At 56.7% G+C, this 24,247-nt stretch carries 26 protein-coding genes; 8 read left to right on the top strand and 18 right to left on the bottom strand.

Annotation, left to right across the window (positions count from 1 at the left end):
• Positions 1–59: 59 nt before the first annotated feature.
• Positions 60–1,463, bottom strand: coding sequence for an aminotransferase-like domain-containing protein (locus ACR3E2_RS04615; protein ID WP_480480992.1), 1,404 nt, complete (start codon positions 1,461–1,463; stop codon positions 60–62).
• 99 nt (positions 1,464–1,562) lie between these two features.
• Between ACR3E2_RS04615 and ACR3E2_RS04610 the strand changes: the two genes are divergently transcribed.
• The gene (locus ACR3E2_RS04610) at positions 1,563–1,790 is read left to right on the top strand and encodes a DUF1127 domain-containing protein (protein WP_480472702.1); all 228 of its coding nucleotides are present in this window, start codon (positions 1,563–1,565) and stop codon (positions 1,788–1,790) included.
• A 59-nt stretch (positions 1,791–1,849) separates the two neighbouring features.
• Here the strand turns inward: ACR3E2_RS04610 and ACR3E2_RS04605 are convergent, their stop codons facing one another.
• Complete coding sequence (locus ACR3E2_RS04605) at positions 1,850–2,293, bottom strand: PaaI family thioesterase (protein ID WP_480480994.1); 444 nt, start codon at positions 2,291–2,293, stop codon at positions 1,850–1,852.
• Between the two features lie 58 nt (positions 2,294–2,351).
• On the opposite strand from ACR3E2_RS04605, the gene ACR3E2_RS04600 reads away from it, so the two are divergent.
• The 4 genes from ACR3E2_RS04600 to gluQRS all read left to right on the top strand — a co-directional run bounded on the left by ACR3E2_RS04600 (position 2,352) and on the right by gluQRS (position 6,263).
• A complete protein-coding gene (locus ACR3E2_RS04600) occupies positions 2,352–3,137 on the top strand; it encodes an enoyl-CoA hydratase (protein WP_480480996.1) in 786 nt (261 codons plus the stop codon).
• Between the two features lie 255 nt (positions 3,138–3,392).
• Positions 3,393–4,733: a methylenetetrahydrofolate--tRNA-(uracil(54)-C(5))-methyltransferase (FADH(2)-oxidizing) TrmFO gene (gene trmFO, locus ACR3E2_RS04595; protein ID WP_480480998.1), complete on the top strand. Its 1,341-nt coding sequence runs from the start codon at positions 3,393–3,395 to the stop codon at positions 4,731–4,733.
• 37 nt (positions 4,734–4,770) lie between these two features.
• Complete coding sequence (locus ACR3E2_RS04590) at positions 4,771–5,385, top strand: class I SAM-dependent DNA methyltransferase (RefSeq protein ID WP_480481000.1); 615 nt, start codon at positions 4,771–4,773, stop codon at positions 5,383–5,385.
• A complete protein-coding gene (gluQRS, locus tag ACR3E2_RS04585; protein WP_480481002.1) occupies positions 5,382–6,263 on the top strand; it encodes a tRNA glutamyl-Q(34) synthetase GluQRS in 882 nt (293 codons plus the stop codon). The genes ACR3E2_RS04590 and gluQRS overlap by 4 nt, the downstream gene beginning before the upstream one ends.
• 4 nt (positions 6,264–6,267) lie before the next feature.
• Here gluQRS and hisI read toward each other — a convergent pair whose 3' ends face one another.
• Complete coding sequence (gene hisI / locus ACR3E2_RS04580; RefSeq protein WP_480481004.1) at positions 6,268–6,657, bottom strand: phosphoribosyl-AMP cyclohydrolase; 390 nt, start codon at positions 6,655–6,657, stop codon at positions 6,268–6,270.
• 48 nt (positions 6,658–6,705) lie between these two features.
• Here hisI and ACR3E2_RS04575 point away from each other — a divergent pair, with 48 nt between their 5' ends.
• Together ACR3E2_RS04575 and ACR3E2_RS04570 are read left to right on the top strand one after the other, a co-directional pair.
• The gene (locus tag ACR3E2_RS04575; RefSeq protein WP_267366385.1) at positions 6,706–7,158 is read left to right on the top strand and encodes an iron-sulfur cluster assembly scaffold protein; all 453 of its coding nucleotides are present in this window, start codon (positions 6,706–6,708) and stop codon (positions 7,156–7,158) included.
• Positions 7,159–7,216: 58 nt separating this feature from the next.
• A complete protein-coding gene (locus ACR3E2_RS04570) occupies positions 7,217–7,855 on the top strand; it encodes a MarC family protein (RefSeq protein WP_267366387.1) in 639 nt (212 codons plus the stop codon).
• 184 nt (positions 7,856–8,039) lie between these two features.
• Here the strand turns inward: ACR3E2_RS04570 and ACR3E2_RS04565 are convergent, their stop codons facing one another.
• The 5 genes from ACR3E2_RS04565 to sciP all read right to left on the bottom strand — a co-directional run bounded on the left by ACR3E2_RS04565 (position 8,040) and on the right by sciP (position 13,833).
• Positions 8,040–8,162 (bottom strand): hypothetical protein, encoded by a 123-nt coding sequence (locus ACR3E2_RS04565; RefSeq protein WP_267366389.1) that lies wholly within the window; start codon positions 8,160–8,162, stop codon positions 8,040–8,042.
• 112 nt (positions 8,163–8,274) lie between these two features.
• Positions 8,275–10,365 carry an ATP-dependent DNA helicase RecG gene (gene recG / locus ACR3E2_RS04560; protein ID WP_480481007.1) on the bottom strand — a complete coding sequence of 697 codons (2,091 nt, stop codon included), beginning with the start codon at positions 10,363–10,365 and terminating at the stop codon, positions 8,275–8,277.
• Positions 10,362–12,614 carry an NAD-dependent DNA ligase LigA gene (gene ligA / locus ACR3E2_RS04555; RefSeq protein WP_480481009.1) on the bottom strand — a complete coding sequence of 751 codons (2,253 nt, stop codon included), beginning with the start codon at positions 12,612–12,614 and terminating at the stop codon, positions 10,362–10,364. Before ligA ends, recG begins: the two co-directional genes overlap by 4 nt.
• A gap of 123 nt (positions 12,615–12,737) precedes the next feature.
• Complete coding sequence (ctrA, locus tag ACR3E2_RS04550; RefSeq protein WP_267364745.1) at positions 12,738–13,454, bottom strand: response regulator transcription factor CtrA; 717 nt, start codon at positions 13,452–13,454, stop codon at positions 12,738–12,740.
• A gap of 85 nt (positions 13,455–13,539) precedes the next feature.
• Entirely contained in the window at positions 13,540–13,833 is a 294-nt protein-coding gene (gene sciP, locus ACR3E2_RS04545) for a CtrA inhibitor SciP (protein ID WP_480481012.1), read from the bottom strand.
• 128 nt (positions 13,834–13,961) lie between these two features.
• On the opposite strand from sciP, the gene mnmA reads away from it, so the two are divergent.
• Positions 13,962–15,107, top strand: a complete 1,146-nt coding sequence (gene mnmA, locus ACR3E2_RS04540) for a tRNA 2-thiouridine(34) synthase MnmA (protein ID WP_480481014.1) — start codon at positions 13,962–13,964, stop codon at positions 15,105–15,107.
• Here mnmA and ACR3E2_RS04535 read toward each other — a convergent pair.
• The 10 genes from ACR3E2_RS04535 to rseP all read right to left on the bottom strand — a co-directional run bounded on the left by ACR3E2_RS04535 (position 15,104) and on the right by rseP (position 24,244).
• Complete coding sequence (locus tag ACR3E2_RS04535) at positions 15,104–15,649, bottom strand: carboxymuconolactone decarboxylase family protein (protein WP_480481016.1); 546 nt, start codon at positions 15,647–15,649, stop codon at positions 15,104–15,106. The genes mnmA and ACR3E2_RS04535 overlap by 4 nt on opposite strands.
• A 98-nt stretch (positions 15,650–15,747) precedes the next feature.
• Positions 15,748–16,323 carry a hypothetical protein gene (locus tag ACR3E2_RS04530; RefSeq protein ID WP_480481018.1) on the bottom strand — a complete coding sequence of 192 codons (576 nt, stop codon included), beginning with the start codon at positions 16,321–16,323 and terminating at the stop codon, positions 15,748–15,750.
• Positions 16,316–17,482 (bottom strand): lipid-A-disaccharide synthase, encoded by a 1,167-nt coding sequence (gene lpxB / locus ACR3E2_RS04525; RefSeq protein WP_480481020.1) that lies wholly within the window; start codon positions 17,480–17,482, stop codon positions 16,316–16,318. Before lpxB ends, ACR3E2_RS04530 begins: the two co-directional genes overlap by 8 nt.
• Positions 17,482–18,276 (bottom strand): LpxI family protein, encoded by a 795-nt coding sequence (locus tag ACR3E2_RS04520; RefSeq protein ID WP_480481022.1) that lies wholly within the window; start codon positions 18,274–18,276, stop codon positions 17,482–17,484. The genes lpxB and ACR3E2_RS04520 overlap by 1 nt, the downstream gene beginning before the upstream one ends.
• Positions 18,277–18,280: 4 nt before the next feature.
• A complete protein-coding gene (gene lpxA, locus ACR3E2_RS04515) occupies positions 18,281–19,066 on the bottom strand; it encodes an acyl-ACP--UDP-N-acetylglucosamine O-acyltransferase (RefSeq protein WP_267364736.1) in 786 nt (261 codons plus the stop codon).
• Positions 19,063–19,536 (bottom strand): 3-hydroxyacyl-ACP dehydratase FabZ, encoded by a 474-nt coding sequence (gene fabZ, locus ACR3E2_RS04510; protein ID WP_480481024.1) that lies wholly within the window; start codon positions 19,534–19,536, stop codon positions 19,063–19,065. The genes lpxA and fabZ overlap by 4 nt, the downstream gene beginning before the upstream one ends.
• Positions 19,537–19,609: 73 nt before the next feature.
• Positions 19,610–20,188 carry an OmpH/Skp family outer membrane protein gene (locus tag ACR3E2_RS04505; RefSeq protein WP_480481026.1) on the bottom strand — a complete coding sequence of 193 codons (579 nt, stop codon included), beginning with the start codon at positions 20,186–20,188 and terminating at the stop codon, positions 19,610–19,612.
• Between the two features lie 6 nt (positions 20,189–20,194).
• Positions 20,195–22,555: an outer membrane protein assembly factor BamA gene (gene bamA / locus ACR3E2_RS04500; protein WP_267364733.1), complete on the bottom strand. Its 2,361-nt coding sequence runs from the start codon at positions 22,553–22,555 to the stop codon at positions 20,195–20,197.
• A 128-nt stretch (positions 22,556–22,683) separates the two neighbouring features.
• Positions 22,684–22,812: a hypothetical protein gene (locus tag ACR3E2_RS04495; RefSeq protein WP_267364732.1), complete on the bottom strand. Its 129-nt coding sequence runs from the start codon at positions 22,810–22,812 to the stop codon at positions 22,684–22,686.
• A 79-nt stretch (positions 22,813–22,891) separates the two neighbouring features.
• On the bottom strand, positions 22,892–24,244 hold the full coding sequence (rseP, locus tag ACR3E2_RS04490) for an RIP metalloprotease RseP (protein ID WP_480481028.1): 1,353 nt from the start codon (positions 24,242–24,244) through the stop codon (positions 22,892–22,894).
• Positions 24,245–24,247: the final 3 nt, after the last annotated feature.

Genomic DNA, 24,247 nt, shown 5'->3' with positions numbered 1-24,247 from the left:
GTCTTATTTATGTATGTAAAAACAAGAACTTAAAAAATAGGTATTATTTTACCCCACCCTCAAACGCTGATTTGTTCAGGCGGATTGTCCAATAGTATGCGCAGGCGTTGCATCGCGTCCTCGAACCGTTCCAGCGACACATGGCCATTCATGGCAATACGTACCGCGTTCGGCGCGCGCCCATCGCGCAGCGCGAATTCGTCGGCGGATCGGAGCTGTATCCCTTCCCTCTCGGCCGCGCGACTGAATGCAGCCGACCGCCAGCCAGACGGAAGGCTCAGCCAGACAAAGGGAACGTCCGGGCCCCAGTTCAGATCAAACCCACCCAGGGTATTGACGGCAACGCGTAGATAATCCCCCATCCGCGTGCGCACATCCTTGGCGATCTGGCGCGTGCGCGGATCGGACAGCAAGTGACGGGTTAATTCCGCCAAGGGTTGGGCTAATCCGAAATATCCGTATTCAGCGGACCGGCGCAAATCCACACTTCTTTCTCTGGGGGCGATAGCAAAACCCACACGCAATGCCGGTGTCAGAATCTTCGAGATTGATGACACGTGCCATCCCCGTTCAGGCGCCAGCGCCCGAAAGCTGGGCTCTCGGGCTTCGCCCATGCGATAGCAGTCATCTTCAATGATCTGCAAATCAAAGCGACGGGCAATCTCAACGATCTCTTTCCTCCGCTCCAACGGTGTGTGCGCGCCCGTTGGGTTCTGAACTTCTGGCGACACACAGACGGCCTGCGCTGTGGTCTGGCGCAGAACATGCTCCAACGCTGCGGGATCGACACCCCATTTGTCCATCTTCACACCGACCACTTCCGCGCGCATCAGTTCGCCTGCGCGACGGAACCCGGCATAAGACAGGTCCTCGACCAGTACGACAGGTTTGGGCCCGCGCAGGATCGTCTGAAACACAACGCAAAGCCCGTTCTGGCCACCATGTGTCAACACAATATCATCATGGGTCAGTGCACCCAGCGGAAGATCTGACAACCAGTCCACAACCGCCTGTCGCACGGGCTGGTACGCATCGCGCGTCGGGTAATTCAGAAACAAACCCGGATCGGCTTGCGACACTTTTTTCAGACATTCACGGATCAGGGACACCTGCCCCATATCCGCCAACCTTGGGCTGAACAGGCTTACATTGGCATTGTACTTGTCGTCGCGAAGATGCAGTTGCCGCGCCCAAACGTCGTCAAGAATGGGCGATTTCGGCGGCGCAACAAATGTACCACGTCCGACTTCGGCTTGTAACAACCCCTCATCTGTCAGGATTGTATAGGCGCGCGCGACTGTACCAGGTGTTATTTGCAGACGATACGCCAGTTCGCGCACCGGAGGGAGTTTGACACCGACTTCCAAAGATTTGTTATCTATGGCTTTTCGAATTGTGTCAGCAACCAGAGTGTATTTCGGTCCTTTAGATTTTGACAGCGCCTCTGGCCAAATTGTATCCATTACAATTCTTCCTTTGCTTTTGACACAATTTCGAATGTATCAGTCATGTGTACCAAGTACAGCTAATTTGTGTCAATACAATTTGAAAGGAATTCCGAGATGACACGCACAATGCACACCCCCGCCCTTCTGCTGCTGACCGACAGCCCCCGGCTGCCTCTGGCCGCTGCACTGGCCGTGCGGTTTGCGGCAGCGGTCACTCAATGGGAGCGTCGTCGCCGCAGCCGCGTCAATCTTAGTTATCTGGATGACCGCTTGCTGAAAGACGTCGGTCTGACCCGTCATGATGCGCGCCGCGAAGTAAAGCGCCATTTTTGGCAGATTTAACTGATCCCCAGTCCCATTATTGGGACCTCTTCCTGGGCCGGGGCTTGTCCCCGGTCTTTTTATCCGAATTTCGCGGCTGCAGACCCTGCAGGTGGCAGGGAATAGGTCATCGTCGCTCTGGCAACTGGGTCTTCTGCGCCATCGGAATACATAAGCACGTCACCGACGGCCAAAGTCCGGCCCAGTTTCAGCAGGCGACATTTGGCGATCATGTCCGTGTTGCCTTCTGGTTTGCGCAAAAAATCCAGGGAACTGTTCGTTGTGACCGCCAGGGATTGACGCCCTTTTCGCGCCAGAACCATTGCGTATACACAAACATCGGCCAACCCAAACATGGATGGCCCCGAAACCGTGCCCCCCGGCCGCAAATGCTGATCCTGCACAACAAGGCGCATGGTGATTGTATCTTCGGTCAGGTCCTCGACGACAAAGTCTTTGTGCACCTGCGGGAAAACCTGCTTAAGGTATTGTGACAGTTCGTCCCGGTTCAATGCCAAAGCCATGCTTTCCCTCCTGCTCATACCGACCTAGAGTTGGCCCAACATGGGATCGGAGGGCAAGATGGCAATTCTGGAACGTAACGACACTGGCGCTGTTGCGCGGCTTACAATGAACGCCCCAGAGCGGCTGAACGCGCTGAGTGACGAGATGCTGTCGGCGTTTCAGGCTGAACTGGACACGTTGCGTGAAGACACGTCGATCCGGGCAGTGATCCTGGCGGGTCAGGGCAAGGCTTTTTGCGCCGGTCACGACCTGAAACAGATGACGGCCGGACGCCAGTCCGAAGATGGCGGCAAAGCTTATTTCAATGACCTGTTTTCGCGCTGCGCGAAAGTGATGATGTCAATCCAGTCCCTGCCCCAGCCCGTCATCGCACAGGTCCACGGCATTGCAACCGCCGCCGGGTGTCAGTTGGTGGCCACCTGTGACATGGCCGTCGCCGCCGAAGACACGCGGTTTGGAGTGAACGGGGTTAATATCGGCTTATTCTGCTCCACCCCAATGGTGGCCCTCAGCCGCAATATCCCCAGAAAGCAGGCATTTGAGATGCTGACAACAGGAGACTTCATATCAGCTGAACGTGCTGCCGATTTGGGTTTGGTCAACCGCGTTGTCCCCGAGACGCGGCTTGAACACGAAGCCAATGCGCTTGCAGAACAGGTTGCCTCCAAGCTGGGAGTCGCTGTCAAAATCGGTAAAGAGGCTTTTTATCAACAGCTTCTGATGCCGCTGGATCAGGCCTATGCCTATACCGGCGACGTAATGGCGCAAAACATGCTGTACCGGGATACAGAAGAAGGCATTTCAGCTTTTATCGAAAAACGTCCCCCAAATTGGTCCCAATAATGCAATTGTTTTGCACATTTTTCGCCACTGTTTTGAATTTTGCACTTTTCAAAAGGGCGACACTGTGGCAAAGCTGGGTCGAGGCCAAGGCCTCAGGACACTTTTGGGTCGCCGTGGGCGGAAGGTCCCTCCAGCTGGTCTCTCTCACCAGCGCTGACAATCCCGCAGCGGCGACCCCAAGACCCCTTTCATAAAATTCGCGAAACCGCTTTGCCTCAGTTGCGCCCGATTGTGGTCTGCCCTATGTGGCATCGCATGACACAAGTTTTGCATATTGTAGGCGGCGGCATGGCCGGGTCAGAAGCGGCCTGGCAAGCTGCTGAAATGGACGTGGATGTTGTGATCCACGAAATGCGTCCGACCATCGGCACCTTTGCACACCAGACCGGCAATCTGGCGGAAATGGTGTGTTCGAACTCGTTCCGCTCGGATGATGATGAGCAGAATGCCGTGGGCCTGCTGCATTGGGAAATGCGCGCCGCCAATGGGTTGATCATGACAACGGCCGATGAACACCGCCTGCCAGCCGGTGGAGCGCTGGCTGTGGATCGTGACCCGTTTGCAGAAAGCGTGACCGCAAAACTTCGCGCCCACCCGCGCGTGACGGTAACCGACGAAGAAGTGACGACCCTGCCCGACGAAGGCCAGTGGATCTTTGCGACCGGCCCCCTGACGTCGCCCGTGCTGGGCCAGGCCATCCAGACCGAGACAGGGTCTGACGCACTTGCCTTTTTCGACGCCATCGCACCGATCGTCTATGCCGAGAGCATCGACATGAGCAAAGCGTGGATGCAATCACGCTACGACAAGGGCGAGACCGAAGAAGAACGCACAGCCTATCTGAACTGTCCGATGGACCGGGATCAGTATGAAGCCTTCATAGACGCGCTTCTGGCAGCAGAAAAAACTGAATTTCACGAAGGAGAGACAGCAGGTTACTTCGACGGTTGCCTACCCATCGAGGTTATGGCCGAACGCGGTCGCGAAACGCTGCGCCATGGACCGATGAAACCGGTCGGGCTGACCAACCCGCATGAGCCCGACGTGAAACCTCATGCGGTGGTGCAGCTGCGCCGTGATAACGCTTTGGGCACCTTGTTCAACATCGTGGGTTTTCAGACCAAGATGAAATATGGTGCCCAGACCGAAGTGTTCCGTATGATCCCGGGTTTGGAAAATGCCAGCTTTGCCCGGTTGGGTGGCATCCACCGCAATACGTTCATCAACTCTCCCACGCTTTTGGATTCGCAAATGCGGTTGAAATCCAAACCCAACATCCGCTTTGCCGGACAGATCACGGGTGTGGAAGGCTATGTAGAAAGCGCCGCGATGGGGTTGCTGGCTGGTCGGCTTGCCGCTGCTCAGATTTTGGGGCGTGACCTACCCGCTGTTCCGCAAGACAGCGCAATGGGTGCTTTGATTCACCACATTACGGGTGGTGCCGAGGCTAGGACCTTTCAGCCGATGAACGTGAATTTCGGCCTGTTTCGCCCCGTGGATGGTCTGAAAGGCGGGCGTCGGGGTCGTAAAGACCGGTACAAGGCCTATACCGACCGGGCCAAAGCCGAATGGAGTACCTGGTTGGAGCATTGCTGACTGGACGCGTAATGCGGTCTCAGCCTAGCATGCTGGAATGAACGACACGTTTCTGAACAGCACATACAATCTCGGCACGCCTGAAGCGACTGAAGCGCATTATCAGAACTGGGCTGCAACCTATGAAAAGGAAGTTGGTGAACACGGTTACGCCACGCCGGGCCGTGTAGCAGCGGCTTTGTGGTCTTTCGCACCGAAGCCTCAGACACCTATTCTGGACTACGGCTGCGGCACCGGGTTGTCAGGGCTTGCCCTGCGCGCAGTTGGCTTTGAGGTCATCGATGGGATGGATCCAACAGAGAACATGCTTCAGGAAGCCGCCAGCAAAGGCGTTTACCGAGCATTGACCGGATTCGATATCGCCAAACCCGCGCCGTTGAAGCGTGGGGAGTACACGATGATCACAGCCATAGGAGTGATCGGAAAAGGTGCTGCCCCGCCCGAGACACTGGATTTGTTGATGCACGCACTGCCCAAGGGTGGTTTGCTTGGCTTTTCGCTGAACGATCATGCGTTGGCGGACCATAAATTCACTTGCCGTCTGACGGATTGGGTCGACATGGGGGCAGCACGTTTGTTATTTCGTGAACACGGTCCCCACCTGCCTGGTATCAACCTTAACTCTGACGTGTATGTATTAGAAAAAGCGTGACTCTTGTAACGCGCTTTGCGCCATCTCCAACAGGCCCCCTTCACCTTGGGCACGCGTATTCTGCGTTGGTTGCCAGCGATAGGGCCGCTTCTGAAAGCGGCCGGTTCTTGCTGCGAATTGAGGATATCGATCGATCCCGCTCACGACAGCTATGGGAGGATCAGATATACAGCGACCTCAGATGGCTGGGGCTGACATGGCCTGAACCCGTAATGCGCCAATCGGATCGTATGTACGTTTACCATAAGGCGCTGGACCAGCTATGGGCGCAGGGGCTTTTGTATCCGTGCACGTGTAATCGCAAAGATATCGCAGCAGCAGCCAGTGCGCCGCAGGAAGGCGCACCCATGCTTGGACCCGACGGGCTTGTTTATCCCGGGACCTGTCGAAAAAGGTTTGCTGGCAAAGATTTATCGAACCTTCCTCGTCCAACTCAGGACCCCTTGCGATTGGACGTGGTCAAGGCGTGTCAGGCGGTCCGCAACCCGGACAGGTACCAATTTCTTGAGTTGGGATCGGGTCCGGACGGCGAAACCGGCATTATCACTTTCACGCCTGATGAGGTAGTTACCACCATAGGTGATGTAGTTCTGTCCCGCCGCGACATGGGGACGTCGTATCACTTGTCCGTTGTGCTTGACGATGCCGCTCAGGGCGTAACACAGGTGGTTCGAGGGCGGGACTTGTTCGAAGCAACCCGCATCCACGTTCTTTTGCAGGCGTTGTTGAACCTACCGACACCCGAGTATTTCCATCATGATCTGATCCGCGATGATGCCGGCAAACGGCTGGCCAAACGCGACGATGCCCGCGCAATTGCAAAGTACCGGGCCGACGGAGCCAGCCCAGATGACATACGCCGAATGGTTGGGCTTTGACCCCCTATTCCATTGGCGCCATCAGTTCAGTTTCCACCCCACCCCGAACGGCGGTAAAAAAACAGGTTCGTCGGTTGGTATGACAGGCTGCTCCGGTTTGACGGACGAGAACCAATAGGCAGTCCCGGTCGCAATCGATCCGGAAATCCACCAATTCCTGCACATGGCCCGAGGTTTCGCCCTTGATCCAGAAAGCCTGCCGCGAGCGTGACCAATAGGTCACCCGCCCGGTTTCGAGGGTCTTTTCAACCGCCTGTACATTCATCCATGCCATCATCAGAACCTCGCCTGATGTTTCATCCTGCGCAATCGCCGGGATCAGACCCGCCTCATTAAATCTCAAAGTAGAAGGATCAAACACGACTGGGTCAGACATCTCAAAAACCTTTTGCATCCGGTGGGCTCGCCACTATGTATGGGTAACACACGACGAGGGAAAGCCATGAGCGGCGAGAACGACCTGATTAAGCTGTACTCTGGGCGCATTCTGGCGCTGGCTGCGGATATTCCGCATCTTGAGCGACTGGAAGATCCCGATGCAACCGTCAAGAAACGCTCACCTTTATGCGGATCGACTGTAACTGTGGACATCAAGGTTCGCGATGGTCAGATCAGTGCCTTTGGTCAGGACGTCAAAGCCTGCGCTTTGGGGCAAGCGTCCGCCTCGGTCGTTGGGGAAGCGATAATTGGCGCGTCGCGGGCGCAGGTCGAAGCTGCGCGCGATCAGTTGGCGGCCATGCTCAAGACTGGCGGCCCTGCACCTGATGCGCCGTTTGATGGGCTTGAGGTGCTTATGCCCGCACGGGATTATAAAAACCGCCACGCGTCGATCCTGCTGGTTCTGGATGCCACGGCTGAGGCCATGGCGCAGGCTGAACAGGCAAACTGCGCCTGATTATAGCTATTTGGCGTAAACCCGTTTACCCTCTGCCCAGATTTCAGGAGGGATGGGTTTGAATAATTTGCTCGAGCATTTCGTGACGCTTTGGGTCGTTATCGACCCGATTGGAACAATTCCCGTTTTCATTGCAGTTACGGCCGGATTGGACGCGGCAGGTCGGCGGCGGACAGCGATGTTAGCAGCCGTGATAAGTGCTGCCGTATTGCTGTTCTTCCTTGTATTTGGTCAGGTGCTGATCGAAGCGCTGGATATCGGGTTGAATTCGTTTCAGGTCGCTGGCGGCATTATCCTGTTTTTGTTTGCCCTGACGATGATCTTTGGTGAAAGCAAACAAGAGATCGAACAACGGCAAGCCGAAGAAGATCGTGAAGACGCGTATCACCAGCAGAACCCGGCGATTTTCCCACTTGCCGTGCCTTCACTGGCATCCCCCGGCGCAATGCTGGCAATCGTTATCCTGACTGACAACCACCGTTACAGCATCGCGGATCAGGGTATCACAGCGCTTGTCATGCTTTCCGTATTGCTGGTTGCGTTTGTACTGATGCTTTTGGCCGAGCCCATTATTCGGCTGATCGGTCATTCAGGCGCGGCAATCATCAGCCGTGTCATGGGGATGATTTTAGCCTCGGTTGCTGCCAACTCAGTCCTGTCCGCGCTGTTGGAGATCTTCAAAACCGGCCAATTGTAAAAAAAGCCGCCGCGCTTTCCGGGCGAAAGGGCGGCGGCAGGTATTGCGTGTCTCGTGTGGGGTCCGGTGTACCGCGCGGGGCCGAGGCATGGCCCCTCAAGGGGTTTGGGACAGGCAGGTCACCCTTGACTGAAATGGGGATGACAGCGCGGATTTTTCGGCACGAGATCGCAGGCAGAAAGGCTTAGAAACCAACCGGTAGGTGAAGGGCCACCATCAGCATCACGACCAAAGACAACACGCCAACGGCATCCTGCAGGATGGTCGATTGCGCGCGGCTGAAAGCGGTCTTGATCTGGGTCAGCATAGGGTCACCTCCGGTCAGAGTTTTAATCCTTTGTTGACCTTTTGTTCTCATATTTCCAAGCGCAGGTAAAGAACTTTTTGAGAACATTTGTGAACTTTAGAGAACATTATAGCTAACCCACTGAAATCAAACGGATCGCCTGATCCTGTTTCATCAACCACAACAGTACGCGTGCGGCCCGTCCCCTGTCCGAGGTCAGTTTGGGATCGGTCGTTAGCAGCGCCCGCGCATCGGATTGGGCGACGGCCATCAATCCTGCCTGACGTTCCAGGTCCGCGATATGGAATTTTGGCAACCCGGATTGCGCAGTCCCGATCAGATCGCCCGCGCCTCGCATCTCAAGGTCAGTTTCCGAGATTCGGAAGCCATCTTCTGTCTCGCGCAGAACCTCCAGCCGCTTACGCCCCCCCTCGCTGAGCGGTGGTTGATACATCAGCAAACAAGTGGATTCCGCATCCCCGCGCCCGACGCGCCCCCGCAACTGGTGCAATTGCGCCAGCCCAAAGATCTCGGCCCGTTCAATGACCATGATCGTTGCGTTGGGTACGTTCACGCCGACCTCGATCACCGTCGTGGCAACAAGGACCTTTGTTTGCCCGTTCTGAAACGCGCTCATCGCGGCGTCTTTGTCGGCGGGTGGCATCTGTCCGTGAACCAGTCCCACCACTCCCTCGCCTAAAATGGCCCGCAAACGTTTGAAGCGTTCCTCGGCCGCCGTCAGGTCCGAAACTTCGGATTCGTCGACCAGAGGGCACACCCAGTAACACTGTCGCCCCTCATCAATCGCTCGCCGCAGGTGGGCGATGACTTCGTCCATGCGCTGTGTGTTGACAATCGCCGTTTTGATCGGTTTTCGCCCCGGAGGCTTTTCATCCAGCACCGAAACATCCATGTCGCCATATTGCGCCAGCGCAAGACTGCGTGGGATCGGGGTGGCGGTCATTACCAGAACATCGGCCCCCTTGCCTTTTTCCGACAATTCCATTCTCTGCCGCACGCCAAACCGGTGCTGTTCGTCGACGATGGCCAATCTCAGCGCCTTGAATTCAACATCACTTTGAAACACTGCATGTGTGCCAACCAGAATGTGAATATCGCCTTGTTTAAGTGCCTCAATCTTGGCACGCCGCTCCGCGCCCTTATCACGTCCGGTAAGCAGTTCCAGAACCACTCCGGCCTGCTCGGCCAGTGGGCGCAACCCTTCCAGATGCTGGCGTGCCAGAATTTCGGTCGGGGCCATCATCACGCCCTGCCCGCCTGCCTCAACGGCGATCAGAAGCGCCATGAAGGCCACCAGCGTCTTACCGGCGCCGACGTCGCCCTGTAACAGTCGGTTCATTCGGGCGTCAGACGCCATATCAGCCGAAATCTCATCAATAGCGCGCGTTTGTGCATCAGTCGGGCGATAGGGAAGGCTTGCCAGCACTTTAGATTGCAGTGCCCCGGTTCCCACGCTGACGATCCCCCGCGACTTGCGCTCTCGCTGCCGGGCCAGAGCGAGCGTCAGCTGATGCGCAAACAATTCGTCATACGCCAATCTCTGACGCGCAGGGGCAAACGGCGCGACATCATCAGCGCCGCGCGGATTGTGACCGGCGTGAATGGCCGCAGACCAGCTCGGCCAGTTTTGCTGTGACACCTGCGCCGGATCGATCCATTCCTCTAGCTTGGGTGTGCGTGTCAACGCGCTGCGGCTGGCCTTGAACGCTGTTTTCTGGGTCAGCCCTTGCGTAAGGTGGTAAACCGGTTCGAATTCCGGGATATCTCCGGCTTGTTCAACGGGCAGCATGTGGTCAGGGTGCACCATCTGCGCCATGCCGTCGAACAGTTCCAACTTGCCGGAAACCACGCGGCGAGATCCTTGCGGCAAAACTTTTTTCAGATATTCACCACGTGCGTGGAAAAAGACCAGATGGAAATCGGCCTGACTGTCTTCGACATGAACGCGATAAGCCCCTCCCTTGTTGTGAGGCGGCCTGTGCGGGCCGACTGTCACTTCCACGGTCAGAGTGGCTGGCAGGTCCACCCCCTGAATTGTATCCCGCCTGCGCCGGTCCACCACGGCATAAGGCAGGCTGAACAGAACATCGCGCGGGGATTCCACCCCGGTCTGCGCCATGGCCTTTGCCGTCTTGGGGCCGACGCCATCCAACGTTTCCAGCCCCGCAAATAGCGGGAAAAGCTGTTCGGGGCGTCCGCTCATGCGCCTTCTATCAGCTGAAGCCAGCCATCCTCGTCCAAAGTTTCGATCCCAAGTTCCGCCGCCTTTTTCGCCTTTGACCCGGCTCCGGGCCCCGCGACCAGAATATCGGTTTTCTTGCTGACAGAGCCGGAAACCTTAGCGCCCAACGCCTCGGCTCGCGCTTTGGCTTCGGCGCGGGTCATCTTTTCCAGCGTTCCGGTGAACACTACGGTTTTACCCGCCACCGGACTGTCCGAGGCTGGCGCGTCGGGGGCGATAACCGTCAATTCGTTGCGCAGCGTGTCGAAAGCCCGTCGTTCCTCTTCATTGGCAAATGCGTCCGACAGTGAAAGGCCAAGCGTTGCGCCAATACCGTCGATGCCGATCAGCTCTGCCCAGGCGGCATTGGCGTCGGCTGCGACATTGGCCTCCGCGGTGGCTGCGTCCCGCACTTCTTTCACGCGCGCGCGACGCCCTTCAAGCTGCGCTGCCGCACGCTCTGCATCTTCCGCCTCATCGGCCTGCCGTTGGGCCAGCGCGGCCGGGCGCGCAGTGTCCAACGCGAGTGCCATCGCATCCCAATCGCGGTAAAAAAGCGCCAGATCGCGCGCACCGACTTCACCAACATGTCGAATGCCCAGTGCGAACAACAAGCGCGCAAAGGGAATTATCCGCTTTTCATCAATGGCTTCGAACAGGTTCCTGGCGGATGTTTCGCCCCACCCGTCCCGGTTTTTTAACCGCGTCAGACTGGCTGCGTCCCGTTGTTCCAGCGTGAAGATATCAGCTGGCGCATTGATCGGAAGGGTTGGATCCCCATAGAACATTTCAATCTGTTTTGCACCCAGCCCTTCTATATCAAAGGCTTTGCGCGACACGAAATGTTTTAGTTTTTCAACGGCCTGCGCGGGACAGATCAGGCCGCCGGTGCACCGTCGAACCGCGTCGCCTTCTTCGCGGATCGCATCACTCCCGCATTCGGGGCAATGTGTCGGAAAGGCAAAGGGGCGTGCATCGGCGGGGCGTTTGGGCAAGTCGACATCCGACAGTTTGGGGATCACGTCGCCCGCGCGATAGACCTGAACCCAATCGCCCACTCGGATATCTTTTCCATCACGGATCGCGCCGCCTTTGGCATCGCGCCCTGCGATGTAATCTTCGTTGTGCAATGTGGCATTGGAGACGACCACTCCGCCAACCGTTACAGGATGCAACCGTGCCACGGGGCTAAGCGCCCCTGTTCGACCAACCTGAATGTCAATCGCCTCCAATCTGGTCCAGGCCAGTTCGGCTGGGAACTTATGCGCAATTGCCCATCTTGGCGTCGTTGAGCGGAAACCCAGACGTGCCTGCAAAGACAGATCGTTTACCTTGTAGACGACCCCATCGATGTCATACCCCAAGGTCGCACGCTGCGCTTCGATATCCCGGTAATGAGCGATCATGTCCTCAGTCGTGGCACATAGGCGCGTCAAGGAATTCGTGGGGAACCCAAGCGTCGCAAGACGCTCAATCGCTCCCATCTGGGTATCCGCCAAAGGCTCTGACAGTTCACCCCAGGCATAGGCGAAGAAGCGCAATGGGCGGGATCGGGTAACTTCCGAATCCAGCTGGCGCAGTGACCCTGCCGCCGCATTGCGCGGGTTGGCAAAGGGTTTGCCCCCCCGTTCAGCCTGCCGCTCATTCAACGCTTCGAAATCAGAGTGGGACATGTAAATCTCACCCCGAACCTCAAGAACGTCAGGCGCGTTTTCAATCTGCTGTGGAATATCAGAGACGGTGCAGGCGTTGGCGGTTACGTTCTCGCCAACTTCACCGTCGCCCCGCGTTGCGGCCTGAACCAGCTGTCCGCTCTCATAGCGCAAGGACAAAGACAGGCCGTCAATCTTGGGTTCGGCTGTGAAAGCCAGCGGCGCGCCTGCATCAAGGCCCAGATATTTGCGAATCGAGGTGTCGAAATCGGCAATGTCCCCATCGTCGAACGCGTTGCCCAGTGACATCATTCGGACGGCATGAGTAACTTTCGAAAACCCGTCCGCCGGTTTGGCACCGACTTGCTCTGTTGGGCTGTCAGCACGTTTCAAGTGGGGGAAACGCGCCTCGATCTCGGCGTTTCTGCGTTTGAGGGCATCATAATCCGCATCCGACAACTCGGGCGCATCTTCTGCGTGATACAGCGTGTTGGCTCGGGACAGGATGTCCGCCAACCGCGCCAGTTCGGCACGCGCCTCATCATCCGTCAGGTCTGATATGGGAATGGAATTGGTCATGGCCTCGCCCTGTCACGCGTTCTTGGACCTCAGTGATAGGGCGAGGTCATGGCCAGGTCCAGATGTGCTGAGCCGTGAGTGCAACGTGCCGCCCTGGACTACCAGCGACACAAACGGTTCAAATCAGAGGCCGACCGCCATTCTCGTCTCGTCCAGAGTGTTGCTTTGCGGATCGCGCAACACGTAACCCCGGCCCCATACGGTTTCGATATAATTCTCGCCACCCGTTGCGTTGCTGAGTTTTTTGCGCAGTTTGCAGATGAAGACGTCGATGATCTTCAACTCGGGTTCATCCATGCCGCCGTATAGGTGGTTCAGAAACATTTCCTTGGTCAGAGTCGTGCCCTTACGCAAGCTGAGCAATTCCAGCATCTGGTACTCTTTTCCTGTCAGGTGCACGGTTTTTCCGTCCACCTCAACGGTCTTGGCGTCCAGATTCACAGCCACGCGACCAGTGTGGATGATGGACTGCGAATGCCCTTTCGACCGGCGGATGATGGCATGAATGCGAGCCACCAGTTCTTCGCGATGGAAGGGTTTGGTCAGATAGTCATCCGCGCCAAACCCGAAACCTTTGATCTTGCTGTCCGTATCATCTGCGCCCGAAAGGATCAGGATAGGTGTTTCCACCCGGGCAATCCGCAACTGGCGCAACACTTCATGCCCGTTCATGTCCGGCAGGTTCAGGTCCAGCAAGATCAGGTCGTAATCGTAGAGCTTTGCCAGATCGATACCTTCTTCGCCAAGATCCGTTGCATAAACGTTTAGGTTCGCATGCGTCAGCATCAGTTCGATGCTTTTAGACGTGGTCGGATCATCCTCGACAAGAAGTATACGCATTTTCACTGCTCCAATTCGGGTCAATAATTCCAATTAAAATCAAACCTGACCAAGAATGGTTAATCTGACGTTACCGTTGAATCATTTATTCTCGCTCTCCTTTAAGTTGTCGATACTTTTTTAAGGCCGTGGCTTTCAAAGCCTCGACACCGTGTTCCGCGACCAGGGAAACCCAGCCGTTGAACTCTTCGTCACTTATGCCGTATTTCTGTTTTGCCTCAGACAGGCTGATCAGCCCGTAAAGCACACCACGCACGACCAGAATCTTGCGTGAGGCCACCCACCGCCTTGTGCTTGTCGGCGGCAGATCGGCGCGCGTCAGTATGGACCCATCCGGCAAAGAAACAGACCTTGGCCCTTCCACTTTGTGCAAATACATCGCTTTACCCTTTTTGCTGCATCAAAGCTGGCACCAGCCTACTTAAGGTCGTATGAAACCGCCCCTTGAGAGTGTGTAGAATTTTCCTATATTCTGCCGGTCTTTCTTAACCCGGACAGGAACCGCCAATGGCCCTCGACACCGAGACCCCGCTGAACTCGCTTGGCTTTGCCAAACCGCCCTCGGAAACGCGGGTGGTTGTGGCCATGTCAGGGGGCGTCGATAGCTCCGTCGTCGCGGCTTACTTGGCCGATCAGGGCTATGATGTGGTGGGGGTGACACTGCAACTCTATGACCATGGCGCGGCTTTGGCCAAGAAAGGGGCGTGCTGTGCCGGGATCGATATCCACGATGCGCGCCGCGTGGCAGAAGAGCGTGGGTTTCCCCATTATGTTCTGGACTATGAAAACATCTTCAAGGACGCGGTGATCGATGAATTTGCGGAAAGCTATCTGGCAGGCGCAACACCCGTCCCCTGCATTCGCTGCAACGAGCGCGTAAAATTCAAGGACCTTCTGGAAACCGCCAAGGATCTTGAGGCCGACTGTATGGCCACCGGGCACTATATCCAACGCAAGATGGGGCCAAACGGCCCGGAACTGCACAGCGCCGAAGATGCCAACCGGGACCAATCCTATTTCCTGTTTTCGACGACGCCGGAACAGCTTGATTTCCTGCGCTTCCCGTTGGGTCACCTGCCCTCAAAAGACGCGACCCGCGAAATGGCGGCTCAATATGGGTTGTCTGTGGCGGACAAACCCGACAGTCAGGACATCTGCTTTGTGCCCGACGGCAATTATGCCAGCGTCATTGAAAAGCTGCGCCCCGGTGCTGCGGAACCGGGTGAGATTGTTCATGCCGATGGCCGCGTTCTGGCACAGCATAACGGGGTGATCCATTACACGATCGGCCAAAGGCGCGGCTTGGGCATCGGCGGCCTGAGCGAGCCGCTTTATGTGGTCAAGCTGGACGTGGACAAAAAACAGGTCGTTGTCGGCCCCAAAGAGATGCTGGCAACGCGTGTCGTTCCCGTGCGTGAGATCAACTGGCTGGGCGATGAAGCCTTCACATCGCGCGAAGAATGGCACCTGTCAGTCAAGGTCCGTTCGACCCGCCCCCCGCGCGAGGCCATTATTCGACCGCTGTCCGACACCACTGCTGAGGTGGAATTGCTGACACCCGAAGAAGGCATCTCGCCCGGTCAGGCCTGCGTCTTCTATGCCTCGGAAGGCAGCCGCATTTTTGGTGGCGGCTGGATCTGGCGCGGATACTAGGCCGAAACCGGTTCAACCTCTGGTTCGATCTGGATCTGAAGCGCATCGTTGAACCGGTTGAATGCACCGCACAATGCGATGCGCCAGGTTAACTCGACAATCTGGGCATCGCTGAACCAGTCCCGCAGGTTGAAAACTTCGGCGTCGCGCATGCGACCTGAACGTGTCGTTACCGCCTCGGCGTATCGCACGACAGCCTTGTCGCACGCGTCCAATTCAGGGTGGTTTTCGACATCTGGCAGGCGCGCCGCGCCTTCGGGGCTGAGACCTGCAACCGTCAACAGCGGAGTATGATGCGAGACGCAGTAGTCACAGGCGTTCAATTTGGAAACCGTTACCATGGCCAGTTCCAGCGCACGACGCGGCAAGGTTTGCTGTTCCCGCAACGCCGTCAACATCCCTGCGACATGTTCCAGAACCGGTGGGCAATGTGCGGCAACCCGGGCCCAATTGTCGAACGGGCCATAAGCACCCAAAGCCGCATGTGACGCGCGTGTCTCGTCTGCCATCTCGGCATCTGCCAAAGGGGGGATGCGGGTCATGATGAAAGCTCCTTTTCCGCGAGGATATCTTAAGTCCGCTCCGCAGCAACAGACGCTCGCGGATCACAAACCCGAGACGGAACGCCGGAACAAGCCTGTTACAGGGTATCCGTGGGCGAATTGAAGAGGATATAGAGCCCGACGCAGACCATGATGTATGGGGCGATCCGATCCATACGGGCAACGCGTGGCCCCAGGCTTTTGGCCCGAGGGGCGCCCCAAGCCGCGGTAAAGACCAGAACTGAAGCAGCCAATGCTGCGCCGATCAAAGCGGCAACACGGTATGAAGGGGCAGAATCCGCCAATAGCGGTGTCATGACCGCGAAACTGTCAATCGACAGGCTCAGGAACAGGGTAACCACCGATGTTACGGCCCCTTTTGCCTCGGTTCCTTCAGAATTGGCCCCGAAAAACTGCCGCCAGATTCCGCGCAAACCAAAGGCCAGTGGTACAAGACCCAGAAACCCGATCCAAAACGGTGCGCCGCTCTGGTCAACACCCAATGCGACGGTCATGGCCAATGTCAGAACAATTGTCTGCGCGACGGCAAAGCCAATGATGGCGCGGCGTTGCTCGATCACCAATATCAAACCCAGTAGGACGGCCAGATTGTCCAGATTGGTGGATATCATGGCAACCCCGGCTGAAGCGGCGAACAGCGTGTGATCAAGCATGCTCAATCTGCATTCTGTCCAGCACAGCTCGTGCCGCCCTCAACCCCGGTGCTTCTCCTCCGCGCCCCAACCGTTCCATTGTCAGGTTCATCGCGAGTTGCTGAGCGTCAGGGGCATTGGTCACATCATGCAGGGCTTTGGCGATCTTGTCCGGCTGGCAATCGTTCAGCAGGCATTCAGGCACGGCGCGTGTTTCAGATACCAGATTGACCAATGTAACAGTGTCCAGCTTGACCATGCGTTCGGCCATTTTCTGGGTCAGCCAATTGAGTTTGTAGGCGATCACCATAGGTGTATTCTGCGCCGCCAGTTCCAAAGAAACCGTACCCGAAGCGGCCAGCGCGATACATGCCGTGCCAAAAGCCGCGCGTTTTTCGACCGTGGCTTGCCCGGCCCCCATTTGTCGCGGGTCGAGCACTATTGGTGCGCCCGGCCAGCTTTGCGTCAGAGCGTTGACCAGGTCAGTTGTCGCACCCACGGTTGGAACCACGACACGATAACTGGGATGGTCCGTCAAAAACAGCCGCAATGCCTCACCGAACGTGTCTGCCAGACGTTCGATCTCACCCCGTCGCGATCCGGGCAGAGCCAGCAGGACTGGTGCATCCCCTAGGTCGTACCTGCTCCGGAAGGCCGCAATCTCGGCCTGTGTTGCCGTCGGTTCGCTGGCAACAGGGTGGCCGACAAAGTCGCACTCCATCCCTGCCCGCTCCATGTATGGCGGCTCGAACGGAAGCAGTGCCAGCACATGGTCGATGACCTTTGCCATTTTATCCGCCCGCCCCGGACGCCAGGCCCAGACACTGGGCGCAACGTAATGCACGGTGCGAATACCACTGGCGACTTTGACGATTTTGGCGACACGCAGGCTGAAATCGGGGCTGTCGATGGTGATCAGAACGTCCGGCCGCGTGTCCAACACTGCTTGCGCGGTCTCCGAGATTCGACGCTTGAGGTGGAAAAACTTCGGCAGAACCTCGATCAAACCCATCACCGAAAGTTCCGACATCGGAAACCGGCTGGTCAGCCCCTGAGCAGCCATCAAAGGTCCGCCCACCCCGTCGAACTCAATATCGGGGATCAGGGATTTCAGCCCCTCCATCAACGCGCCGCCCAGCCGGTCGCCCGAAGGTTCACCGGCGACCAGAAAGACGCGCATCAGACCGCCCGCTCGCGAATATACAGGAACAGCCCAAGACGGTTACATTCGGCGATGACCTGTTCTTTTTCCAAAACCAGCACACCGCCCTTTTCCAGAACGATGCCAGACAAGCCTGCCGCGACCGCATCCGTGACGGTGTCGGGCCCGATGGCAGGCAGATCAGCACGCCGATCTTGATCGGGCTTTGGGCCTTTGAACAGTATGCCACCCCCCGCGTCCGGGCGTTGCGTCAGGGATTGAAGCATCCAGGCGGTTCCAAAGCTGCCCTCGACTGCCAACACCTGCCCTTTTGAGACAGCACAGGCCTGACCAATATCCGCAGCCCCCATGGCCCGCAGAATTCCGGCAGCACGATCTGCATCTGTCATGTCACTTTCGGATGGATGCACTTCGGTCAGACAGCCCAAAGGCGGTAAAAGGCTTGGGGCGATTTCCTGCGCTGCCCGGACTCGCATACCTGCGCTTTCCAGCAGGCCAATGACAGCCCGCAAAGCTCCGTCATCACCCGACAGCATGGCCTGTTGGATCACCGGAACCAACGGCATCGTTGCCGCGTCAATACGCTTGGGATCAACCCGCGGGCGCCGAACGGCGCCGGCCATACAAATCTCGGTCACGCCCTTCGCCTGAAGCCCGGCAATAAAACTGCCAAGCTGTTCAAGCGGAAACACGATATCTGCGACCAGATCATCCGGCAGGAACCCTTCCATCGCGCAGATCAGCGGACGTTCTGCCAGCTGGGCAACCAATTCGGTCGGCAGCGCCCCGGTTCCCGCAATCACCGCAAGCATGTTCCTATTTCCTCGGTGTCAGGAACGACCGATCGCTGTGTCCGGTGACAAAATCAACGATCCGCTGCACATAGTCGCTGTCGTTACCCTGACCAAGACGGTTGGCGCGATCCATGAACGTTCCATCGCCTTCAGACAGCTCCTTGAACGCGGCACGCAATGCCGAGATGTCTTCGCGCGAAACACCTTTACGCTTGAGACCCACGAGGTTCAGACCTTCAAGCTCACCCCGGGAGGCTTGTACCAAACCGTAGGGAATGACGTCCTTTGGCACCATGGTGAGCGCACCGATGATCGCCCCGCGACCAACACGCACCCACTGGTGCAGGCCCGAAATGCCACCGACGATCACATCATCCTCGACGATGCAGTGACCAGCTGCCCCTGCGTGGTTCACCATGATAACCCGGTTGCCGATCTGCACGTCATGGGCCACATGAACGCCTGCCATCAGCAGGCAATCATCCCCGATCCGGGTTACACCGCCGCCACCTTCGGTCCCGGTATTGATCGTCACGTGCTCGCGAATGCGGTTGCGCTGACCGATTTCAAGGCGCGTGTTTTCACCGCCGAATTTCAGGTCCTGCGGAATCTCACCGATCACCGAAAAATTAAAGATCACGGTGTCTTCGCCAATCGATGTGTCACCGGTCACAACGACATGAGACTTCAGTTCGACCCGATCAGCCAGTTTTACATTGGCGCCCACATAGCTGAAAGGACCGATGACGCAATCCTGCCCGATCTGCGCCCCGTCTTCGATAATCGCGCTGGGGTGGATACCGCTCATGTTGTTTTTTCCATATCCCAATCGACATAGGCCGAGAATTCTGCTTCCGCTGCCACTTCACCATCAACAGTGGCCCGGCCACTGAACTTGAAAAGCTTGCCACCCTTCTTGCCGCGAACCGTTTCGACATGCATCTCCAGCACGTCGCCAGGAACAACTTTCCTGCGGAATTTGCACTTGTCTATGCTCATGAAATAGATCAGCAACTCGGTGTCGATGACATCCATCCCAACGCCCAGCATTACGCCTGCTGTCTGCGCCATCGCCTCGACGATGGTAACACCCGGCATGATCGGTGTTCCCGGGAAGTGGCCCTGGAAATGCGGCTCGTTCATGGTGACGTTCTTGATACCTCGGGCTGATTGATAGCCAGAGATGTCCACCACCTTGTCGACCAGCAAAAAAGGATAACGATGCGGCAGGATCCTTTGGATCAACTGAATATCGGCGCTTTTGGGTTCCGTTGTCATGATTCAGGTATCCCGTTCTGAATGTTTCTTTTTCAGCGTGGTTAGCAATACAGCCTCGCAAGGGCAAGCGAACCTATTCGCTTGTGTCCTTCTGCAAACCGCTGCCATCGCCAATTGCCGTGTTCACACGGATTATCGCGGCCTCGGTGATATCTGACGTGCTTACAACGACATTGGAGCGTTCGATGATCACGCTGGCCCCGAATTCGCGTAGCAAATCAACAAGGATCGGGCGAACAATTTCAAAAAACGTTTGCTGCGCGTCCTCGCTGCGACGTGCCAGCGCGTCCAGCTTTGCCCTTTGTCCGTCTCGATGGGACTGAACCTTGACATCGAACGCTTCGGCCAGCGGGCGAAACTCCTCTGCTGGCATGGTCGTGCGCTTTTCGGTCAGGTCTTTTTCTTCTCGGCTGAGTTCCGCGACAATCCGTTCATTTTCTTCCGCAAGCATTGCGCTTTCTTTTTCGATCTCGCGCAACACACGTTGCCCAAATGCGGAATTCTTGAACAGCTGCTCACCGGACAACGTAACCACGCTGGCTTGCGGAACACCCAGCTGCTGCGCATCAGCCGAAAGGGCCTGAAACAGCATCATAAATGCACACAGGGCCCAAAGCGGGCCCTGTATCGAGGTAAAGAACCTGTTCGTCATCGCAGATCAGAACCGGGCCTGAATGGTCAGGTCAAAGTTCTGTTCCTTGTCGAACGTCTCCTTTTTCAGAGCCTTCGAAAAGTTGAACTGCAAAGGTCCAAACGGCGTTTCCCACAAGACCGAGATACCGATAACGTGACGAATGGACCCGTCTGCGCCAACGATATTTGCCCCTGCGGTGTTCACATCGTTGATGTTGTAAAGGTTTCCAACGTCATAGAACAGACCGCCCCGCAGGCCCAGTTCCTCGGGCAGACCCAAGGGAAAATCGGTTTCAAAACGCGCGACCCAGTAATAGTTGCCGCCGATGGCATCGTCCTGACCATTGGACAAATCACGCGGGCCAAGACCCGCAGGCTCAAAACCGCGGAAAGTACGAGGCCCCAACACAAAACGGTCGACGGTGCGGCTGAAGTCATTTCCACTCCAATTCAACGCACCCAGCTCCAATGTGGCCCGTAGTACCACTTCTTCATTCCAGACCCGCGTTTGAGCGATACCGCGCGCAGTGGTTTTGAAATACTTGTTATCACCGCCAAGGCCTGCCGCGTCGACGCCTACCTCGAACAGAACACCAGAATTCGGGTCCAGACCACCAATCCGGCTGTCATAAATGTAGGACAGTCCCAGTGAACTGGACGTCCGTTTGCCTTGTGCGATCTCGGATGCGATCACTGCGCCATTGGTCTGATTGCTTTGTTGCGTCATCTCGCTGCGGTCCCAGCCATAGCGCAGACGAAGAGCGGACAGTTCACCGATTGCATAGGTCAGCTGAGGTGTGAAGAACAACGAGCTCGTGTCGTAGCTGGCAAAGCCGGAATTGGTTGCCGACAGTCCCAGTCCAAGATCGAAACGCAGCTTTCGGCCCAGCAAATAGGGTTCGGTAAAGTTAATCGTGTACTGTTCTGAATCCTGTGCTGTCGAGATCGAAACACCAAGATTCTGACCGCGTCCCAGGAAGTTTGCCTCGTTCAGGCCGATTGCAATCCCGAAGCCGTCTGTGACCGAATAGCTGCCGCCAAGGCTCAGCGAACCTGTAGGCTGTTCCTCGACATCCACATCCAGAATGACCTGGCTGGGTGACGATCCTTCCCGAGGCTCGACCTCCGCAACTGCAAAGAACCCAAGCGCATTGATGCGTTCCGCGGCCTGACGGATTTCACGCGGGTTGAAGGGGTCACCTTCTACAGTGTCAAACTGGCGGCGGATCACACGGTCCAGCGTGGTGGTGTTGCCTTCGATATCGATCCGTTCAACAAAAATCCGCGGACCTTTCGTCAGAACAAATTCAATGTCCAGGGTAAGATCACGGTCATTGCGCGTCACACGCGGTTCAACCCGCAGGAAATCGACACCCTGTTTCAACCCAAGGCGTTCTTGCCGCGCGATCGAGTTTTCCACCAGCGTCGGCGTATACGTCACGCCCGGTTTGATTTTCAGCACATCCTGATAAGGCGCTGCATCAACGCCGGCGATTTCACTAACCGTCGTGATCTTTCCAAACGAGAACTTTTGGCCTTCGGTGACGTTCATCACCAGAAAGAACGCATCCCGTTCGCGGGTAAATTCGACGTTGGCGCTGTTCACACGGAAATCGATATAGCCCCGCGAAAGGTAGAAATCGCGAATGACCTGTTTGTCGAATTCAATGCGGTCGCCGATAAACGTGTCGTTGCGGAAGAATGTCCGCAGGAAGGTTGCCTGCTTGGTTTCCAGAACCCGGCGCAACCGGCGGTCCGAATAGGCGCGGTTGCCGACAAAGCTGACGCGCTCGACCTCAATGGTCGTGCCTTCTGCCACTTCAAAGACCAGATCAACCCGGTTGTCGCTGCGACGGATAATGCGAGGAATAACGGTTGCCGCGACGCGACCCTGGGCGGAATACACTTCGGCAATGGTGTCGGCGTCTGCTTCGGCCGCCTGTGGCGTAAAGACCCGGCGGGGTTGCGACGAGATCACGTCCAGAAGAACGTCGTCTTTGACGCGAGCGTTCCCTTCGATGCTGATCTGGTTGATCGTTGGATATTCCTGGACCTGAATGACCAGAGTCGTGCCGCGCGGCGTCAGTTCAACTGTCTCAAATACACCACTGTCAAGCAAACGCTGATAGGCATCGTTAAGCTGCCCGGCAGTTACAGTCTGGCCCGGTTCGATTCCGGTCCGAGCGATAATTGTTCCGGTTTCGATCCGGCGGTTCCCTTCAACATCGAACGAGTTGATTGTGTAGTTTTGCGCCGATGCCGCATGCGGAAACGCCAGTAAACTTACCGCAACAAAAAGGAAAAAAACCGTTAGCGCCTGCCACAAAATATTGTTTGTCGGCATATGCCCCCCGCAGGATGTGCCTGCGTCTCGCCTGTCAGTCATTTTATGCTCTACCCAGAATTTTGAGACTTTAATGCTGAGTAACGGGATTGAATGAGCTTGTCAAAAGGCGATATCGAAGCAGTCAGGCAGACGACCACGCGACAACAGACCTACGATTTTCCCGAGAATCACATTCCCGCCAGATAGGCGGCTCCAGCCATCGCCAACGCTGTAACGGCAAAACTCAGCATAACATCCCAATTCAACATGAAGAGGAAGCTAAAGCTTTGATACGATTTTTTCAGCGTTTTGGACATGACTGTTCCCTTTAGACGGGAATATTGTAGCGCTGAAATATGGCGGTAATGCGGCTGGAATCTGCTCCAGCCGCCACATTCAGCAGAACAGGTCGTTGCTGACCGAAAACAGCATCAGGGTCAGAATGATCGAAATTCCAATGCCCATGAGTATGCGCATCGCCCGGTCGCTGGGCGGTTTCCCGGCAATGGCCTCGTAGGCGTAGAAGACGAGATGTCCGCCATCCAGCGCCGGAATGGGAAACAGGTTCAACAACCCGACCGCCGTCGACAGGACAGCAATGAAGAAGATAAAATTCTGTGCCCCCTGGCTGGCCATCGCCCCCGAGGTTTCGGCAATTCCGATTGGCCCCGAGATGTTGCAGGTGCTGATTGCACCCGTCACCATGTGCCACATGCCGGATAAGGACCCTTCGATGATGCGTCCAGTCTGGATGACACCGCCCTTTAGGGAATCGAAAAGACCAGCCGGTACGGTTGCAGGCTCAAGCATCATGCCGCCGACGATTCCGATGCGCCAATGGGTGACAAAACCACCATCAGGCTGCGGTTCATCCGTGCGCCGGGGCGCCAGGGCAAATTCCAACTCGGACCCATCCCGCCAGACTTCAAGCAGCAAGACGCGGCCGTCCGATCCTTCGACATGATCCTTTAGCTGTTCGAAGGCAAAGATCGGTTCACCATTGACCGAGGTGATGACATCCCCTTGCTTCAGTTGGATATCCATAGCCGCGCTACGCGGAGCAACCTGACGGATCAGCGGCGGAAGCATCCAGGGGGCCTGAACCTCAAGGGGTTGGCCATCGCGGATCACGGAATAATCCAGAACCGGTTGAACAGGCAGCTGATCGATGAATTCCTTCCATGCGACTTCTTCGTCATAGTCCGGTGTCGGACGACCGGCGATAGCCGTAATCACATCGCCTTCGCGCAATTCCTGCACGGTGCCTGGCAAAGGCTGCAACGCGCCAACGGTCAGGGGTTCGCGCGACACGCCCTGTGACCAGAAGATCAGGCCAAAAACCAGAATGGACATGGCGAAATTAAAGACCGGGCCAGCCGCGACAGTTGCTGCCCGTGCCCATAGCGGGGCGCCGTGCATGGTGCGGCGCAACTCCTCAGGATTTTGGGTCGCGATGTCTTCCATCGCCTCTTCATCCTTGCCCGAGGCCGCATTGGCATCGCCCAGAAATTTCACGTATCCACCAAAAGGCAACACTGCGATCTGCCACTTGGTTCCGCGTTTATCCTTGCGGCTCCAGAGCACCGGCCCAAACCCGAGCGAAAAGACTTCGGCATGGATACCAGACCACCGGCCCACAATGTAATGGCCATATTCATGCACGGCCACAATGACCGACAGCGCAATAACAAAGGCAACAATCGTCCACAGCAGATTGCCGAATTGCGGGATCAGCGAAAGTACGTCCAAATT

It is taken from the genome of Ruegeria sp. AL7, from assembly GCF_056536105.1.
Note: the sequence above shows the minus strand (reverse complement) of the source record. Positions and strands in the feature narration are given on the sequence as shown.

Coding starts and splice junctions, on each gene's coding strand:
- ACR3E2_RS04615 (WP_480480992.1), bottom strand. CDS start 1,463: ATGGATACAATTTGGCCAGAGGCGCTGTCAAAATCTAAAGGACCGAAA.
- ACR3E2_RS04610 (WP_480472702.1), top strand. CDS start 1,563: ATGACACGCACAATGCACACCCCCGCCCTTCTGCTGCTGACCGACAGC.
- ACR3E2_RS04605 (WP_480480994.1), bottom strand. CDS start 2,293: ATGGCTTTGGCATTGAACCGGGACGAACTGTCACAATACCTTAAGCAG.
- ACR3E2_RS04600 (WP_480480996.1), top strand. CDS start 2,352: ATGGCAATTCTGGAACGTAACGACACTGGCGCTGTTGCGCGGCTTACA.
- trmFO (WP_480480998.1), top strand. CDS start 3,393: ATGACACAAGTTTTGCATATTGTAGGCGGCGGCATGGCCGGGTCAGAA.
- ACR3E2_RS04590 (WP_480481000.1), top strand. CDS start 4,771: ATGAACGACACGTTTCTGAACAGCACATACAATCTCGGCACGCCTGAA.
- hisI (WP_480481004.1), bottom strand. CDS start 6,657: ATGCAAAAGGTTTTTGAGATGTCTGACCCAGTCGTGTTTGATCCTTCT.
- ACR3E2_RS04575 (WP_267366385.1), top strand. CDS start 6,706: ATGAGCGGCGAGAACGACCTGATTAAGCTGTACTCTGGGCGCATTCTG.
- ACR3E2_RS04565 (WP_267366389.1), bottom strand. CDS start 8,162: ATGCTGACCCAGATCAAGACCGCTTTCAGCCGCGCGCAATCGACCATC.
- recG (WP_480481007.1), bottom strand. CDS start 10,365: ATGAGCGGACGCCCCGAACAGCTTTTCCCGCTATTTGCGGGGCTGGAA.
- ligA (WP_480481009.1), bottom strand. CDS start 12,614: ATGACCAATTCCATTCCCATATCAGACCTGACGGATGATGAGGCGCGT.
- ctrA (WP_267364745.1), bottom strand. CDS start 13,454: ATGCGTATACTTCTTGTCGAGGATGATCCGACCACGTCTAAAAGCATC.
- sciP (WP_480481012.1), bottom strand. CDS start 13,833: ATGTATTTGCACAAAGTGGAAGGGCCAAGGTCTGTTTCTTTGCCGGAT.
- mnmA (WP_480481014.1), top strand. CDS start 13,962: ATGGCCCTCGACACCGAGACCCCGCTGAACTCGCTTGGCTTTGCCAAA.
- ACR3E2_RS04535 (WP_480481016.1), bottom strand. CDS start 15,649: ATGACCCGCATCCCCCCTTTGGCAGATGCCGAGATGGCAGACGAGACA.
- ACR3E2_RS04530 (WP_480481018.1), bottom strand. CDS start 16,323: ATGCTTGATCACACGCTGTTCGCCGCTTCAGCCGGGGTTGCCATGATA.
- lpxB (WP_480481020.1), bottom strand. CDS start 17,482: ATGCGCGTCTTTCTGGTCGCCGGTGAACCTTCGGGCGACCGGCTGGGC.
- ACR3E2_RS04520 (WP_480481022.1), bottom strand. CDS start 18,276: ATGCTTGCGGTGATTGCGGGAACCGGGGCGCTGCCGACCGAATTGGTT.
- lpxA (WP_267364736.1), bottom strand. CDS start 19,066: ATGAGCGGTATCCACCCCAGCGCGATTATCGAAGACGGGGCGCAGATC.
- fabZ (WP_480481024.1), bottom strand. CDS start 19,536: ATGACAACGGAACCCAAAAGCGCCGATATTCAGTTGATCCAAAGGATC.
- ACR3E2_RS04505 (WP_480481026.1), bottom strand. CDS start 20,188: ATGACGAACAGGTTCTTTACCTCGATACAGGGCCCGCTTTGGGCCCTG.
- bamA (WP_267364733.1), bottom strand. CDS start 22,555: ATGACTGACAGGCGAGACGCAGGCACATCCTGCGGGGGGCATATGCCG.
- ACR3E2_RS04495 (WP_267364732.1), bottom strand. CDS start 22,812: ATGTCCAAAACGCTGAAAAAATCGTATCAAAGCTTTAGCTTCCTCTTC.